The organism is candidate division WOR-3 bacterium (genome assembly GCA_011052815.1).
GTDB lineage: Bacteria > Hydrothermota > Tepidihabitantia > SM23-42 > SM23-42 > DRIG01.
The window spans coordinates 1-17,944 of the sequence record DRIG01000067.1; the positions used below are offsets into that span (position 1 = coordinate 1).

General features: G+C 44.3%; 10 protein-coding genes. 3 read left to right on the plus strand and 7 right to left on the minus strand.

What is annotated here, in order from left to right:
- Positions 1–2,338 precede the first annotated feature (2,338 nt).
- Positions 2,339–3,658: a GTPase gene (locus tag ENI34_06395; protein HEC78755.1), complete on the plus strand. Its 1,320-nt coding sequence runs from the start codon at positions 2,339–2,341 to the stop codon at positions 3,656–3,658.
- A gap of 73 nt (positions 3,659–3,731) precedes the next feature.
- Positions 3,732–6,371, plus strand: a complete 2,640-nt coding sequence (locus ENI34_06400; protein HEC78756.1) for a pyruvate, phosphate dikinase — start codon at positions 3,732–3,734, stop codon at positions 6,369–6,371.
- Positions 6,372–6,402: 31 nt separating this feature from the next.
- On the opposite strand, the gene ENI34_06405 is transcribed toward ENI34_06400, so the two are convergent.
- The 7 genes from ENI34_06405 to ENI34_06435 form a co-directional block, all read right to left on the minus strand.
- A complete protein-coding gene (locus ENI34_06405) occupies positions 6,403–6,801 on the minus strand; it encodes a hypothetical protein (GenBank protein HEC78757.1) in 399 nt (132 codons plus the stop codon).
- 13 nt (positions 6,802–6,814) lie between these two features.
- Entirely contained in the window at positions 6,815–9,421 is a 2,607-nt protein-coding gene (locus ENI34_06410) for a tetratricopeptide repeat protein (GenBank protein HEC78758.1), read from the minus strand.
- Positions 9,421–13,149, minus strand: a complete 3,729-nt coding sequence (locus tag ENI34_06415) for a tetratricopeptide repeat protein (GenBank protein HEC78759.1) — start codon at positions 13,147–13,149, stop codon at positions 9,421–9,423. The genes ENI34_06410 and ENI34_06415 overlap by 1 nt, the downstream gene beginning before the upstream one ends.
- Positions 13,150–13,283: 134 nt before the next feature.
- A complete protein-coding gene (locus ENI34_06420) occupies positions 13,284–13,748 on the minus strand; it encodes a cyclic nucleotide-binding domain-containing protein (GenBank protein HEC78760.1) in 465 nt (154 codons plus the stop codon).
- Positions 13,745–14,758, minus strand: coding sequence for a LysM peptidoglycan-binding domain-containing protein (locus tag ENI34_06425; GenBank protein HEC78761.1), 1,014 nt, complete (start codon positions 14,756–14,758; stop codon positions 13,745–13,747). Before ENI34_06425 ends, ENI34_06420 begins: the two co-directional genes overlap by 4 nt.
- Positions 14,759–14,824: 66 nt before the next feature.
- Positions 14,825–16,012 carry an alanine racemase gene (gene alr / locus ENI34_06430; GenBank protein HEC78762.1) on the minus strand — a complete coding sequence of 396 codons (1,188 nt, stop codon included), beginning with the start codon at positions 16,010–16,012 and terminating at the stop codon, positions 14,825–14,827.
- A gap of 110 nt (positions 16,013–16,122) precedes the next feature.
- Entirely contained in the window at positions 16,123–17,370 is a 1,248-nt protein-coding gene (locus tag ENI34_06435; protein ID HEC78763.1) for an adenylosuccinate synthase, read from the minus strand.
- A 231-nt stretch (positions 17,371–17,601) separates the two neighbouring features.
- On the opposite strand from ENI34_06435, the gene ENI34_06440 reads away from it, so the two are divergent.
- The coding region (locus ENI34_06440; GenBank protein ID HEC78764.1) for a hypothetical protein at positions 17,602–17,944 on the plus strand (343 nt) is incomplete at its 3' end.

Genomic DNA, 17,944 nt, shown 5'->3' on the forward strand with positions numbered 1-17,944 from the left:
GACCGGAGTAATAATTGAGCGTGGGGTCTTCAGTGTGATATTGGGCAGTGTGAATGCGATACCGGATTCGGTCTTTACCGGTGGTACAGACCGCTGGTTGGAGCTTGTGGTCGATGGTGATACGCTGTCTCCGCGCACCCGGATTGTTTCAGTGGGTTATGCCTATACTGCGACCTATTCAGATACTGCGGAATATGCCCGCAATGCTTCTGCGGACAATGACTGGGTCAGGGGGACGCCGGACAGTGTGTTATTTACCGCCAATTATCTCGGCATTGCCCGGGGTGGAGCGGGTAATACACTTTATGGTAATAATGCATTTACCCATGTCAATCTCGGTATTTCCAGCACCACGGGATCAAACTTTCAAAATTACAGGTACATAACAGTAAGTGGTGGCTATTATAATAAGGCCTTTCAGGAATATGCAACCGTGGGTGGAGGATATTACAACTACGCCAGTGGTGTTCGTTCGGTTGTATCTGGTGGATGCTGGAATACTGCGAGCGGTTATATCGGAGCGGTAGTCGGAGGAGATAATAATACTGCGAGCGGTTCTTATGCATTCGTGGGTGCTGGAAAAGACAATGTTGCAGCTGCGAACTATTCCACTGTTGTGGCTGGTTATGCAGATACGATTGCTTCGGGTGCAGACTATTCCTATCTTTTCGGGATTGGTTCTAAACTGACCCAGGATTCGACCTTTATGGTGGATATGCCCCATATTCGGTTTGGTGACGAAACAAACGGTTATGAATTTCCCACGAGTGATGGCTCTGTGAATCAGGTGATGGTGACTGACGGCAGCGGTCAGGTATCCTGGGCTGATGCAGTTAGTGCTTGGTCGGTTACTGATTCAGTGCTTTATACCAACAATTACTGGGGCCTTGCCCGGGGTGGGGCAGGAAATGCACTCTACGGTACCAACGCCTTTACCCATGTCAATTTTGGGGTTGCCTGTACTACTGGAGTGGGTATACAGAACGATTATTACGCCACAATTAGTGGTGGATATGGTAATAAAGCCATTGACGACTATACGACCGTGGCTGGAGGATTGAACAATACTGCCAGTGGTCCCTATGCGACTGTCGGCGGAGGGTCTGATAATACCGCCAGCTACAATTGCGCTACCGTGGCAGGAGGAGCTCACAATTGTGCCAATTATATCTTCGCTACTGTTGGCGGCGGGTATAAAGATACAGTCAATGCTTATTATGGTGGTATCCTCTCCGGCTACGATAATCTTGCAGGTGATTCGTTAATTGACACGGCAGCGGTGGTGGTCGGAGGCTGGAATAATTCAGTGACCGCAAAATACACCTTTGTCGGCGGTGGACAAAACAATACAGCCAGCAGTAGCTATGCTACCGTGGGCGGAGGGTCTGGAAACACTGCCAGCGGTGGCAGTGCGACCGTGGCCGGAGGATATGAAAACACTGCCAGCGGTAGCAATGCGACCGTGGGTGGAGGATATGGGAACACTGCCAGCGGTTACTGTGCGACCGTGGCCGGAGGAACTAGCAATACTGCCAGTGATTGGTATACGACCGTGGGTGGCGGATCTTACAATACTGCCGATAGTAATTTTGCGACTGTGGCTGGAGGATATGCAGATACGGTTATCGGTTATGCCGGGTTTGCAACGAATTTTAGTACAAAAGTTCAATCAGGACATTCCTACTCCGCAGCCTTTACAACCAGCCATACCACAGCAGCGAGCCAGGTCCGCGCCGCCAATTTCTCAACCGGTACCTTGGTCTTCACAATGGACCATCCATCTGACCCAATGAATAAGATCCTCAATCAGTATGCGGTCGGCTCTTCTGAGCCGGTCTTTGTCTACAACGGCACCGCCTATATTAAAGACAACGGTCGGGTTGAAGTGAAACTGCCGGATTACTTTGATGAAATAAACAACAATCCAAGAATCCAGTTGACCGGAGTCGGCACGCCAGAAGTTGTTTATGTCGCCGAAGATATTAAAGGTAACCGTTTTACAATCGGCGGTAAACCCGGGACCAAGGTTTACTGGACCGTGACCGCAGAACGCAAGGATGTCCACGCCCGAATTGCAAAGATCCTTACTCCGGTGGAACAACCCAAGACCGGCCACCTGATCGGACATTCCTTGGACGACGATGCAATGATCGGCATCTATGACCGCATCAAAACCCAGGGTGATTTCCAGTGGCGCACTGAAGAAGGCAGACGGGTGCATAACGAGTCAAAAATCTCTGAGAGGAAGTAGTTTAGGGTAAAACAGCACTTCAAATTTCGAAAATCATTGACTTTTGTGGAATTTTAGTATATAATTGGGGTTAAAGGAGGTTTTTTTATGCAAAGACGACGCGTGATCATTATGGGCGCAGCAGGCCGTGATTTCCACAATTTTAACCTTTTCTTTAGAAATAATCCTCTATTCAAGGTTGTCTGTTTTACAGCAACGCAGATACCAAATATTACAGGAAGAAAATATCCTAAGGAACTTGCCGGTAGAAAATACCCAAAAGGAATCCCTATTTTACCGGAAAGTAAATTGACTGAATTGATAAAAAAATATCGGGTAGACATCGTCGTTTTTTCCTACTCGGATATATCACATAATTATGTGATGAATAAAGCATCTGAGGTAATTGCGGCTGGTGCCGATTTCTGGCTTTTGGGCTTGAATTCTTCAATGCTCAAATCCCGTCGTAAAGTGATTTCTGTCTGCGCGGTACGCACCGGTGCTGGTAAGAGCCAGACCACCCGTAAAATCTGTGATATCTTGCACAAAAAAGGCATCAGCTTCTCAGTAATCCGGCATCCAATGCCTTACGGCAATTTGCGGAAACAGATAGTCCAGAAATTTTCTAAATTGTCTGATATGGACCGGCATAACTGCACCATTGAAGAACGGGAAGAATATGAACCCCATATCAAAAGAGGTAATACGGTTTTCGCCGGGGTCGATTACGGAAAGATTTTGAAACAGGCGGAAAAGATTTCCAAAGTGATTATCTGGGACGGTGGTAATAATGATCTGCCTTTTTATAAACCCGACCTTCATATTGTAGTCGTGGATCCATTCAGGGTCGGTGACGAAATAAACTATCATCCCGGTGAAGCGAATCTGCGAAGCGCTGATGTCGTCGTGATAAACAAGGTCGATTCCGCCCCCCGAAAGAATATAAAATTACTAAAAGAAAATATAAAGAAAGTAAACAAACGAGCGGTGATTATAGAAGCGGCATCACCAACATCAGTGGATAAACCGGAGTTGATAAGGAATAAAAAAGTGATTGTCATTGAAGATGGTCCCACCCTCACCCACGGTGGTATGTCTTTCGGCGCCGGTATTGTCGCGGCGAAAAGATTAAAGGCGAAAAAAATTATCGATCCCAGACCTTATGTCATCGGTTCAATCAAAGGGGCATATAAAAAGTATCCCAATATAGGTAATTTGCTCCCGGCATTGGGCTACGGCGAAAAACAGATCAAAGAACTGGAAAGAAGCATCAACAAAATTCCTGCCGACTCGATAATCATCGCGACACCGGTTGATTTAAGAAAATTTATGAAGTTGAACAAACCTGCGGCAAAGGTTGATTATGAATTGCAGGTGAAATCAGGGCCTAAACTGGAATCCTTGATAAAAAAGCATCTGAAAATCTAAAAGAACATCTCCAGATGCTGACAAACATAGAAGTTGTGTATAAAGAAAATTCTTCGAGGAAAGGAGTGAAAAGATGGCAAAAAGGTTAGTCTATAATTTTGGCGGCAAAAAAGCCCAGGGTTCGGCGAAGATGAAAAACATCCTCGGTGGTAAAGGTGCAAATCTTGCCGAGATGACGAACCTCGGTGTTCCGGTACCTCCAGGATTCACAATCTCATCAGAACTCTGCATCGAGTATTTAAAAAGGAAAAAATATCCACAGTTTTTACGTCAGGATGTTGAAAAAGGTATCAAGAGAGTCGAAAAACTCACCGGAAAAATATTCGGAGACAAGAAAAATCCTCTTTTATTTTCGGTGCGTTCCGGTGCCCGGACATCCATGCCCGGTATGATGGACACAATTCTTAATCTGGGACTCAATGATTCAACAATAAACGGCTTGATTGAAAACACCGGAGATAAAAGATTCGCTTATGACTGCTACCGGAGATTTATCCAGATGTACTCTGATATCGTACTGCAGATCCCGCGTGAGAAATTCGAGGCATTGATCGACGCCCTGAAAAAGAGTAAAGGTTACAAATCTGATCTTGATCTCAGTGGTGACGACTGGTATGAAATTGTAAAAAAATTCAAAAAACTCGTTCTCAAAGAGACAAAGAAAGCCTTTCCCGGTGACCCCCGTGAACAACTATGGGGTGCAATAGGTGCGGTCTTCAATTCATGGAACAATCCCCGGGCAAAAGAATACCGCAGAATTTATAAAATCCCTGATGATTGGGGTACAGCCGTTAATGTTCAATCAATGGTCTTCGGTAATATGGGAGAAAATTCAGCAACCGGCGTGGTGTTCACACGCAACCCGGCTACAGGAGAAAATAAAATCTACGGTGAATTTCTCCAGAATGCTCAGGGTGAAGACGTCGTTGCGGGAATAAGAACCCCCAGAAAGATAAGCGAACTCAAAAAACTCATTCCCTCAGCCTATAACAAGCTGGTTAATATCCTCAATAAACTGGAAAAACATTACCGTGACCTCCAGGATGTGGAATTCACCGTAGAAAAAGGGAAACTCTGGATTCTGCAGACACGCGCCGGTAAGAGAACGGCTCTTGCCAATATCAAGATCGCCGTGGATATGGCTCTTCAAAAGTTGATAAAAAGAGAAGAGGCTGTCATGCGTGTAACACCGGCGGAACTGGACCAGGTGCTCCATCCAATGATCGATCCGACGACAAAATACAAAACCCTGACAAAAGGTCTACCTGCATCACCTGGTGCGGCTGTGGGACAGGTCGTCTTTGACTCCGAAGAAGCCGTCGAGCTCGCAAAGGACGGAAAAGATGTGATCCTCGTACGGCTTGAAACATCAGCCGATGACATCCACGGTATGGAAGCAGCAAAAGGATTCCTTACGGCACGCGGCGGAATGACCTCCCATGCTGCAGTCGTGGCGCGGGGGATGGGAAAACCCTGTATTGTCGGATGCGGTGAGATCAAAATTAATACAAAAACAAAAACATTCAGTGTCGGTGACACCGTGGTAAAATGGGGTGATATCATCAGTATCGACGGAACTGAAGGCCGTGTAATTCTGGGTAAGGCGAAACTGATTGAACCGGAAATGACAAAAGAGGTAACCCGTCTCTTAAAATGGGCGGATTCTTTCAGACGTCTCGGTGTCAGAACCAATGCGGATCGACCGAAAGATTCCAAGATCGCACGTGACTACGGAGCCGAAGGTATCGGCTTATGCAGAACTGAACATATGTTCTTCAAACCCGAACGGGTTGCTGCAATGCGTGAGATGATTGTCGCGCGGGACGAAGCAGGCAGACGAAAGGCACTTGCCAAGTTGCTTCCGATGCAGCGCGAGGACTTCATTGGAATCTTTAAGGTTATGGACGGCCTTCCGGTCATAATCAGAACCCTGGATCCTCCCCTCCATGAATTTCTGCCCAAAGACGACGAGGCGATTAAAGAACTCGCACGGGATATGAAAGTCTCGTTCAATGAGCTCAAACAGATTGTTATATCTCTCCATGAAGCCAATCCCATGCTCGGCCATCGTGGTTGCAGACTCGGCATCACCTATCCTGAAATAACCGAAATGCAGGCGCGGGCGATATTCGAAGCGGCTTGTGAAGTTACTAAACAGGGAATCAAGGCGATCCCAGAAGTGATGATTCCCGTTGTGATGGAAGCTAAAGAACTGGCTCACCAACGGGCAATCGTTGAAAAAATCGCCAAGGAAACAATCAAAAAATACAAAGTACGGCTGAAATATATGATCGGAACAATGATCGAAATTCCACGTGCCGCGCTCACCGCCGACGAAGTAGCCAAAGTCGCCGACTTTTTCTCTTACGGCACCAATGATATGACACAGACAACCCTCGGATTCTCCCGTGACGATGTCGCGAAATTCGTTCCCCAATATATCGAGATGGGACTTTTAAAAGATGATCCATTCAAGACGATCGATATCAACGGCGTCGGCAAAATACTGGAAATCGGCATAAAACTCGGCAGAAAAACAAATCCCAGATTGGAAATCGGAATATGCGGAGAACACGGTGGCGATCCGAAATCCATCTATTTCTGTCATAAGGTGGGTATGGACTATGTCTCCTGCTCGCCCTATCGGGTGCCGATCGCGCGTCTGGCTGCGGCTCACGCCGCATTGGAAGAAAAATACAAGAAAAAGAAATAGACTGAAGTTATAAAAAGGCTGAAAGTTATTTCTACTTCTGTTGAGCGAGCTTTTGCTTCAGCTCTTGAAGCACCTTGATTGCTTCATCGATTTTGTCTTCGTCAATCAGCTTATTCGCCTTCGATTTATATTCGACCTTCAGGCTCGCATTGGGTGAAGACCCTAAACTTTCCAGGGAAAATTCGTGCATCCCTTCGGCGCGGAATTCATGAACCGGTTTCGGAGGTTCTTCCACAATCGGCTGCATACCGATATCTTCAGGCATTGCAATCTTTTCGACACCGGTCGGATTTAGTTCCCTTACTTCAATATCATCGGGCTTTGCAGCGCCAGTCTCTTTAGCTTCTTCTTGCGGGCTCTTCTTTTTCACCAGAGAATCTAATATTGATTCACTCTTTTTGCCTTTCTTCAATTTGTCAATTATTCCCATTTTCTATCACTCCTCAACCGCCGATCTTCCCCTCTTTATAAAGCTTTACGGCTTCACGCGCTTCATGATTCGACGGGTCGATCTCAAGCGCCTTTTCGTACGCCTTTATCGCATCGTCGTATTTCTCCAGTTCAATCAACGCCTTTCCGAGATTCACATAGGCGAGTGCATAGTTGACATTCTTCTTCACGGCCTCTTCAAATGCGACAACCGCATCGTCCAGTTTCTTCATCTTTAAATAGAGCAGTCCAAGATTATTATGGATCTCAGCCAGATTCGGCTCCAATTTCAACGCCTCTTTATAGATCTTCTTCGATTCGCTGAATTGTCCCAACTCGGCGAGAAGCAAACCTTTCAAGTTAAGATACTCAGCCGACTTTTCGATCTCAAGCGCCTTATTGATTTCATTGATAGCAATCTCATAATTGCCGCGGTAATAATAGAGTGTCGCCCGATCAAAATGGTCCAGCGCTTCTTTCTTTTTCCTCAACGCCTGTTCCTCTTTATAACGGGCCTCTTCTTTCTCAAAATAACCTTTAATGTGCTCAAGAATCGTCTTTGTATAATCAGATAGTTTTTCCTGACGGCTAAACGAATCTTTAAATTCTTCCTCCACTTCTTTGGTCATCTCTTTAATACGTTTGTTGAGTTCATCGAATTTGCCGGCTAAATTAGCGATATCACTGAACGTCTTTTCGTACTGTTTCTCAAGTGCTCCGATCTCCTGTTTCATCTCCTTAACCAGTTCTTTCACTGAATCGTGCATTCCTTCACCGACCGCAGCGACCCCTTTACGCATACCTTCTGCAAGTCCAGCGATCTTACCGAGCGACTCAATATAGTTGTTGTTCAAATTCTTCATCATCTCACTCATCGAACCGAGACTCTCTGCAGACTGTTTGAATAATTCCTGTAACTGAATGACCGTCCCCTGAACATTGTTAAGTGAAGCAATCTGATCCGTCTTTAAAGAACCTATCTCCGTCTTTACACCGTCGATATAAGCTCCTATCTCTCCTTTCAAACCTTCCAGAATATTCGTGGTGTTCGACTTCAATTCACTGATTTCGGATTTTATTCCTTCTCCGACCGTGCTGAAATTATTGACCACTCCCTGAAGACTCTGTTCCTGGACCCGCGCCGATTCTTTAAAAACTGTTCCTAATTCATCAAGTTTCACCGAAATACCGTCTTTCAAACCATTAATATCGGCCTTGATACCTTCACCGATGGTGTTGAATTCTCCGGCGATAGTGCGCATATTCTCCCCGCTCGATTTCAACTCTTCCGAGAAAACTCTGCCGAGCTCATCGAATTTTGATGATAGACCGTTGAGTGCATTCAAACTTTCGTTCTTTAAACCGGCGACCTCGGTCTTCATAAATTCAGTCATACTCTCGATCCCGGGCTTCATCGTATCGGCGAGAGAAGCCGTCAGGGCGTCGAACTTCGAAGAAATTTCATTCAATACGGTTATTGAATCATTCTTCAACCCGGCGATCTCCGTCCTCATCAGCTCGGTCATGCCTTCGATTCCGGGCTTCATTATATCAGCCAGTGTGGTGCTAAGGGCATCGAACTTGGCGGAAATTCCATTCAACGCATTAAGTAAGTCCATCTTTAAACCAGCGACCTCGGTCTTCATAAATTCAGTCATACTCTCGATCCCGGGCTTCATCGTATCGGCGAAGGCGGTATTCAAAGTATCAAACTTTTCAGAAAGCGCCTTAATAGCATTTACATTCTCATTCTTCAAGCCGCTGACTTCTGTCCTCACAACTTCCTGGACACCTTCGAGTTTGGTAACCAGGGTATCGAGTTGATTGAGTTTTGTCAGAAGCTCCTGATTTGCAGAAACGACTTTCTCAATCGCTCCATTTACCGTTTCCATACTTACCTGATTTGTGGTAATCAATTTTTCCAGATCTTCTTTCAGAACATCCAATTTTGAAGCCGTATTCTCGTTCACCTTCTCGTTCTTATCACTGTATTCCGACAACTTATCAAGAAGTGCCCCGTTAAAGCCCTTGATCTCCTCGGAAAATCCGCTGTAGATGTTTCTGATTTCTTCTATTGTCTGCTGCATCGATTGGATAGCAGAACGAACATTGTCACCCTGGACAGCCAATGATCCTTTCAATGCATTTATATTGTCAGAGAGAACTGTGTTGTTTGAACTCAATGACTCGGTCACTGCATTCTGGAAAGCCGCGACAGAATCACTCAGTTCTGCAAAATTCGATTTCAAGCCTTCAAATTTGTTATTAATCGTCTCAACCAATCGATCAAACCCCAACACCATAACCTCGTTCTGTTTCTTGAGAATATCAAAACGGCCGAGTAACGCCTCCTGTAATGTCTGAACGGTCGTTGAAAGAACAACCCCGAGAGATTCTGAGCGCTGTGCCATCTCTTCTCTGATACCCTTAATGCCGTTTTTAACGTCATCTATCAAAACACCCATTTTCATATTAGAAGACAATAATGAGCACAGTTTCGTGGCACCGTCAAAGATCATACATTCGTTTTTGATGCACTCCTGAAGTTCAATCTCTTCCCCGACCTTCTTTCCTTGCTTATCAAGTATATCTTTCCTTGTTATCAGGAACGGGCACTTCATCAACTCCTCCCTTCTATAAAATATCTTCCTTTTGCTAATCTTCTATCCTGGGCAAGTCTTTCATAACTTGCTATCCTCTGTTCCATATCTTCAACACCTGCCTGTCGCAGGACCAATGCAGCAGCTTCATAAGAACCCATTGCTTCATATATATCCGCATAAACAGGTGCTGTCTCTTCATCAACAGGTAAATTTTTCATAATGGCGAGGGCGTCGATGGGTCTGTTCTGTTTGACATACAGCTTCGCCTTCATAATGGTATGGTGCTTTATTGCAAATTTGGTCTTCGGTGTGAACTGTAACTCTTTCTTCGCCTTCGCCGTCTGATTCATCAATAAATAAATCCGGGCCCTCTCCAACCTTTCTTCATCGTCCGCGCCCTTGATCGTACTCAGTTTCTCTTCAAAATACTGCTGACGTGTCTTCTTGATCAATCGATAGATGGCTTTCTTGTCTTTGGTTCGGTCGAGAAGTTCCGTGTATAGTTTTATCGCCTTTTCAGGTTCACCCATCGCATAATAGGTCTGGCCCTCTTTCAGTATTATCTCTTCGTTGTCAACCGTTAATTCCGCAGCATGTTTAATCGCTTCAATCGCCCTTTCATATTCTTTCTGGAAAACAAATATCTTGTGGGCGAGCAGATAGGCTTCAGCTATCGACGCATCTTTCTTCAAAATCTCCTTGATTTGATAAATTATGGCATTCCCGAATGATGTGTCAATTGCAAATAATTCTTCAAATAAAGTAATCGCCTTATTTATTTCTCCTGTATCTTTATATAAAGCACCAAGATATAAAAGAATCTCGACTCTCCCTTTGGAAACTTTATTCAGCATTTCAATCACTTTTGTTATTTCAACCGGTGCTATCTCCAACAATTTTCTGCACACCTCGATCGCCTTCTTGTCATTCTTCTCGCTGAGGAAAAGATGGGAGAGGAAATAATATGATGGAATATGTTTCGGGTTTTTCTTGAGAACATCGGATACGAATTTCTTCGCCCAATCACGTTCTTTGCTATCCGCCCTGAAAATCTCGTTCACCAGATCCAGGGAATCCTCTAAATTATTATACTGAAAGTATAGTTCTGCCAGCGCCTTCCGGGACTCAATATCACCGGGATTTTCAGCACAGATCTTTTTCATCTCGGAAATAGCAGGTTCGCGATAGGCTCTATCCGCGGCTTGAGCCCTCATATAATATTTGACCGCCGAACTCTTCAAGTTGGCTAAATGATATGCTTTCGCCAGGGAAAATTCAAGGAGAGGAGAACTTGCGGACTTGATCAGCCGTTCGTATTGAGGAATAATCCTCTTCACCAGACTTGTATCCAGCTCGCAAGCCTGAAGTAAATGTTTGATGGCGTCATCATATTTTTTAAGAACAAGTTCCACACTTCCCATAGCGAATATAATGAGTGGATTCGCCATCGCCTTTGAGGAGAGGGTCTTCAATTCATCATAAACATATTCGGCACGAGCGGGCAGGATCCTCACGGTCAAAAGGTATTCCTCCACTGCTTCGTCTATGCGATGGGCTCTGCTTAACGCCCTGCCGCGCGCAAAATGTGCTGGGACATTACTCTTGTCGATATTAAGAATTTTATCCAGATATTCTATCACCTCAGCAGAACAATCCTCCTCGCCGTCCAGAGAGAGCATCAATGGTCTGACCGCATCACTCAAATTTCCCTTTTCAACAAGCGCCTTTCCCAGCATAAGGTTAAAGTATTGTGAATTCCTCCCGAAAACCTCAATCGCTCTTTTTGATTCCTCGATAACACGGTCCCACAGTTTTCGGTTAAAAAAGGTCTCCACCAGGAGCACACGCACTTCTTTATCCTTGGGAAAAGCCTTCAATGCATCATAAAATTCATCAACGATTTCAAAAAACGCCTTGGGATCGACCATCTGCGCAGTCTTGAAGAAACGCGTGGCGATCTCCACCTCTCCTTCTTTCATAAATATTCTTGCCGCGGCGAGTAACAGGGGAACGGCTTTAGGCCTTGCCTGGATTACTTCGATCAACGCCTTCTTCGCAGTACTCTTGTTCTCCTCATCTTCGAACAACCTCTCAAAAATCTTCACAGCCTTGTCATACTCACCGCTGAAGGCATAAGCACGTGCTATCGCCAGGTCAGCGACAAAACTATCCTCTTCCCGATACTTTTCATAACGGGGCAAAATTCTGTCGGCTAATTGGGGTTGCTTGTTTATGAGTACGTCAAACGTCGATAGAAAATCGCTTAATTTTTCAGGGTGATCTTCGAGATATTTTTCTATAAGGTTGAACGCCTCTTCTTCTCTACCGAGAGCGACCAGGCTCTTCGCCTTTAAATTCAAATACTGTGCATCATCCGGCTGTTCTTCACAAATCTTTTCGGTCGCCTGAAAAACATAATCGAACTCACCGCTTTCCATCAAATTTTCGAAAATAAGCCGCGCGTTCTCGTGATTCCCTTTGTGGGCATAGCACAGGCCGAGAAGATAAAGGGCTTTTTTATTATCAATATTTTTCTCAAGAATCGCGTTCAGATGTATGATATACTCATCCAGTAATCCTGAATCGATCTCATATGCCTTTTCCACGACCTCAACAGCGGCATCCACGTCATTCTTCTTGAGATAAGCAGTAACAAGGGCTTCAATAACCTGAGGATTGGTCGGTTCTTTTTCAAATGCCTCTTTATATTTCTTGATCACTTCGTCATATTGCGTCGGGTCCACTTCAAGAATCTTGGTGAACTCATCAATCGCCAGGGAGATTCTGTTTGCCTTGATATACGTTTCTCCCAATGCATAAAGAATCTTCAAATTTTCGGGATTAATTCTTTCAAGTTCCCGCAGTCCTTTTATGACATCATCGATCTTTTTTATATCTTTCTTTAAAAGGCTCAATAAAAGTTCAATCGACGCATCAAGGTCGCCTTTTTTAATATACAACTCAGTTAAAAACTGGGTGAAGCTGTTTTCCAGATCTTTCGGTGGTTTTGCCGAACTGATCAATGCAATAAGGGAATCAATACTTTCAGGAAATTGATCGGCTGTCCGTTGCGCCATCGTCAAAGCACCCTGAAAATCATGGTTTACCATTTGAATCCGCATCAATAAAAGGGAAGCATGCCAATCCGTGTAACGCTCTCGTGATATTATGCGTGCCCACTTCAAAAGATGAGGGGCGAATGTTTCAATCTCAATCACCGATTCAATGGACTCAATCGCTTTTTCACTCTCATTGGCGAAAAATCTCAAAGTGGAAAGAATGATCAGTTTCTCAAAATCCTTCTTTGAAATCACATTTTTACCATCGATGTTCTGTTTCAACTTATCATATCGTGTGATCAACAGGGTGATCTCGCGCTCACTCAACTGTCTCAACACCTTACTGTTCTCATCATACTGATGTTGTTCAATATATAGCTGTAAAAGAAAATCAGCCAGATCAATGGAGGCATGACGATAGTATAATTCCGATCCTAAGGCGATGATTTCATCCACCCTTTCAGGAACGATCGATTTCAGTTGACGGAGGATCTCAACAGTCCTTCCCCTTTCTTCGATTTCGAAATACAACCTGGCGAGAGTCAGATAAAGATCAAATGATTCTTCGTCTTCAGTAAGATTTCCCTCGAGTACCTTTATTGCGGAATTTATCTTATCCTCTTTAATATACTCGTTTGCCTTTTGTAACGCCTTCCGTGGATCCTTTGTGCCGAATATATCAAACATCTTTTACCTCATATCATCCCTTTGATTTCTAAACTCCATTTCTTCACCTCAACAACTTACTGAGTTTTAAGTCTGTTTGTAAATGGCAAGACTCTTTCTATCTATTCTCCATCAGCGTAACCCTATATCACCGCTCAAAATGTCTTTGCAATGGAGAATATGCTCTTCAGTTGTTCATCGGTCTTACGCAACCGGGCTGAAAGTGTTTTCGTAAACACCCATAAAAGTTTATAGGCGATACCTGTATCCTGTGCCAGGAGTTTGCGGAAATTCTCTTTTTCGATCAAAAGAAGAATCGTATCATCATTGGCAATAGCGGATGCTGAACGCGGAGCGTCGTCGATGAGCGCCATCTCCCCGAAATACTCACCTTCTCGAAGAATCGTCAGTGCCTCCTCGCCAACGCCCGGGACTATCGTTGAAATCCGAACGCTTCCCGAAACAATGAGATAAAATGCGTCACCGGTATCGCCTTCTTTAAATATAATTTCATCTTTTTTCACCCGTTTTTCTTTGGAGATAGAGATAAGAATATCCATTTCACTCGGAGTGAGTTCCCGGAAGAGATAAACCTGACTCAGTACTTCCTTCTGCTTCACCTTGCCTCCATCGCCAGCCTACATCTTTCTCCTCTTTTTACCTTTAATGTCTGTCTTTCCTGGAGCAGCAGTCCGATTGAGGCCTTACGGAAAACACTGATGATCTGCACCTTTCCGACAGTCAAATCCGGCTGCTTAACGCCGCCTACTTTTTTCTCTTGATAAATTTCAAAGACGTCTCCGACTGCAATTCCGGCTTCTTCTCCCTGATCCACATATACAAACACGTGGGGGGATGTTATCATATTTGGATCCTTGACTTCCACAATATAGCCCTCAATCTCTTTATCTGTTTCAATCAATTCAACATTTTCCGGTGCAAGAATCGGTTCGTAAGGTGTTACAAAATCTCCTTTTCTGATGATATCATATGAAGCCACAACTTTGCAGCGGCATCCTTCTTCACCCACTGCTTCAATTTCAGCCTTTCCCAGAATAATAATCTCTTTTCCCAATCCTTCACCGGTCGCCGGGTCTTTTAAATTCTTACCCGGCCGATATATCGTCAGAACATCCCCGACCTGCACATCTTCCACTCGATTAATATAAACCTTTTTAAAGGTCGTAATGTTTTTATCTCCGATCGGTTCTGTTCCAACGATCTTCCCCCAGTAAGGAATATCCTCTTCCACAATGAAACCCGCCCGATGAATTATCTCCTCGGTGAAAACCCTCTCCTCGGGAACCACTGCAGAAACCATCTCTGCAGCCGGTTTCTTCGGTTGTGGTATCACCGCAGGCATCTCTTCATATCCGTATTCATATTCCGGTTTAGGCTGCACTGTTATCCCTTCCTCAGGAGAAGGAGGAATAACAAGCTGCTGTTCCGGATATATCCAATGGGGATCCTCAATCTTGGTTAAATTCGCACGCCAGATATATGGCCAAAGAAAAGGATCCTGATAATACCAACCGGCGATATCCCAGAGTGTATCACCTATTTTCACTTCATGGGTTGTCTCCTGAGCAAATACCGAGACAAAAACCATGAATATCAACAACTTTTTCATATATGCCTCCTTTACGAAAGTAAACCCGGGTTTACTTTAAAAATCCAAAAAAATGGTCCTGTTCTGTCAATCATATCGCCACCTCCCCAGCAGATTCCTGACGCTTATAAATCGGTCATTATATTTAAAAACGCGCGCCACCCTCGGGCCGATTCCTGATGTAATCTCGTAGACAATCGTGCCCACCTTACGGGCGCATTCTTCCGCTGTGATCTCTTCTTCACCGTCTCTTCCGATCAACGTCACGATATCTCCAATCTTAACCCCTCTGATGTTACTTACGTCAACCATTATAAGGTCCATACATATTGTTCCGACGATGGGAGCACGTCTCCCTCTTATCAACACTTCACCGATGTTTGAAAGCGCCCGGGGATAGCCATCACCATATCCTACACTGATTGTAGCAATCCTGCTCCTTTTTCGGGTGAAGAAGGTGTGGCCGTAGCTGACCGGAGTATCCGCTTTTACGGTTCTCAAATTAACCACTCTCGTCTTCAACGCCATAACAGGCTTAAGGGCTTTTGAGTAACATAAAGATGGAGATGCAGTCAATCCGTATAGAGCGATTCCCGGTCTCACAAGCTTAAAATGGGCATCAGGATGTTTAAAAATCCCGGAGGAATTGGCAAGATGAACAAAACACGGACTGATCTTCTCATTCCGTAAATTCTTTATCAATGAGCTCAATTCTTTAATCTGTTTTTTGGTAAAGGAACCGTCTGTATCGGCTAACGGAAAATGGGAAAACAATCCTTCGATCGTTACATAAGGAGAATTCCTGATCTTCCTGACCGCAGATATCGCTTTATCATAAGGAAGACCGGTTCTTGTCATCCCGGTGTCCACCTCAATATGAACCGACAAGTTTTTTCTCAGTTTTTTTAGTCTTTTAACCAGAACACTAAAAAAACCGAGTTCTGATATAGTAGGAATAAGATTAAATTCTATCACCGTATCGATCTGCTGATAGAGTATCGGGCTCAAGACAAGAATTTTCGACAGGATTCCCGCCTGCCGCAGCTCAACTCCCTCTTCGACACTCGCCACGCCGAAGAAATCAAGGCCTTCCGACTCAAGGGTGCGTGCAACCTCTACCGCTCCGTGACCGTATGCGTCGGCTTTTATCGCAGCCATAATCTTCGCTTTTTTCACCCGCCGTTTTATTATTTTATAATTATTAACCAGAGAATCCAACGATATCTCTGCCCATACCCTTCCTTCTGTGACATTCATTAAAATAAATATATACATAATTCTAAAAAAATCAAGAGGAAAATTTAAAGAGTCGTCGAAATCTATAGAAAATTATGTATTTGCTTGATTCAAATTATATCTTCTTTTCAAAAGAAAACGAAAATGATTTACTTCTCGATGACGGCTTCCCGATCAGGCCCTACAGAAATGTATCTGACCTTCAAACCTGTGTAGTGTTCAATCAAATGAATATACTCCTTCGCAGCGGGAGGCAGCTTATCAAAATCCCTGATATCACTGATATCCTCTTTGAATCCGGAAATCTCTTCATAAACAGGAGTCAATTCATCAGCGAGGAACGGATCGAATTCAGAAGCGTTTGTATATCCCACTGCGATTTTTATCTTATCAAAATTCGAGAGGATGTCGAATTTTGTAAGGACGATCTCTTTAACGCCGCTCAGACGCGCTGCATATTTAACCACTGAAGCATCAAAGGGTCCGCATCGCCTTGGTCTGCCCGTCGTCGCTCCGTATTCCTGCCCTGTATTACGAAGCTGCTCTCCAATCTCTTCATTACTTTCCGTGGGGAAAGGGCCGAAACCCACCCTCGTGGTATATGCCTTCACCACTCCGAGAACATCCTCGACATGGAACGGCGCAACCCCGCATCCTAAAGCGGCGCCGCCGCATATCGTATGGGATGACGTAACATAAGGATAAGTCCCGTAGGTGATGTCAAGCAACGCCCCTTGTGCCCCTTCAAAAATAATATTTTTATCACCATCCACACAATCATTCAAGTATCTGGTATCATCAACCACCATCGGTTTTAGCCGTTCGGCATACTCTAAATACCGTTCGTATATTTCACTATCGGAGAGCGGCTCGGCGTGGTAGATCTCCATCAAGATTAAATTCTTTCTTGAAATATTCACCCGTAATCTTTCTTTGAATAATTCCGGATTATAAAGATCACCGACTCTGATACCCACCCGTCCATATTTATCTTCATAGGTGACTCCGATACCTTTCTTTGTGGTACCAATCCCCTGTTTCGATTCTTCTCTGATTCTGTCAATCAAGATGTGATAGGGCATCACCAGATTACAGAACTTTGAAACCCGTATCCGCTTTTCGATCTCTGCATCATATTTCTTCAATTCATTCAGTTCATTGAAGAAGACCGCGGGGTCAAAAACACAACCGGCTCCGATGACGCCGACGACGTTTTTATTAAGTACGCCACATGGAATTTGATGAAATATCACCTGTTTACCTTTGACACGCACTGTATGGCCTGCATTGGCTCCTCCCTGAAATCTGACATCAACGTCAAAATTACGGGCTAAATAGTCGACCATCTTGCCTTTACCCTCATCTCCCCATTGAAGTCCTACGACCGCAAGTTTCATAACTTTTAATTTTACATAAAAGGGCACGAAAGTCAATAAAGAAAAGCAGAGGGACAGCAAATTCTCTGCTTCCCCGTCTCTCCCATTCCTCCTGTCATTCTGAACGAAGCGAAGAATCTCCCTTCTCCCGTCTCCGTTTCTCCCGTTCCCCGTTTCACCCATTCTTCGTTTCCCTGAAAGCTTGACATTACTCAATTTTAGAGTAGTATAATTATCAAACAGGAGGTCAATGTGTCTAAACTATCAGAGAAGATAAAAAATTTAGTTGCACGCATCGAAAAAAATAATCTGTGGCGTCAGACCGAGTGTATAAATCTTATTCCCTCGGAAACCACACCAAGTCATCTGGTAAAATTATGTGAGATCTCTGATCCTGCGGGAAGATACGCTGAGCACCGAACAATGAAAGGCAAAGAAATATACTTTTATCAGGGTATAGGTTTCATCTCCGAGGTTGAAGAAGAATTACGAAAAGAGATGGCGCAATACTTTGATTGTCCCAGAGTGGAACTGAGGCCGATCAGCGGACAGATGGCGAATGAAGTCGTCTTCAAAGCAGTCGTAAAATTCATCA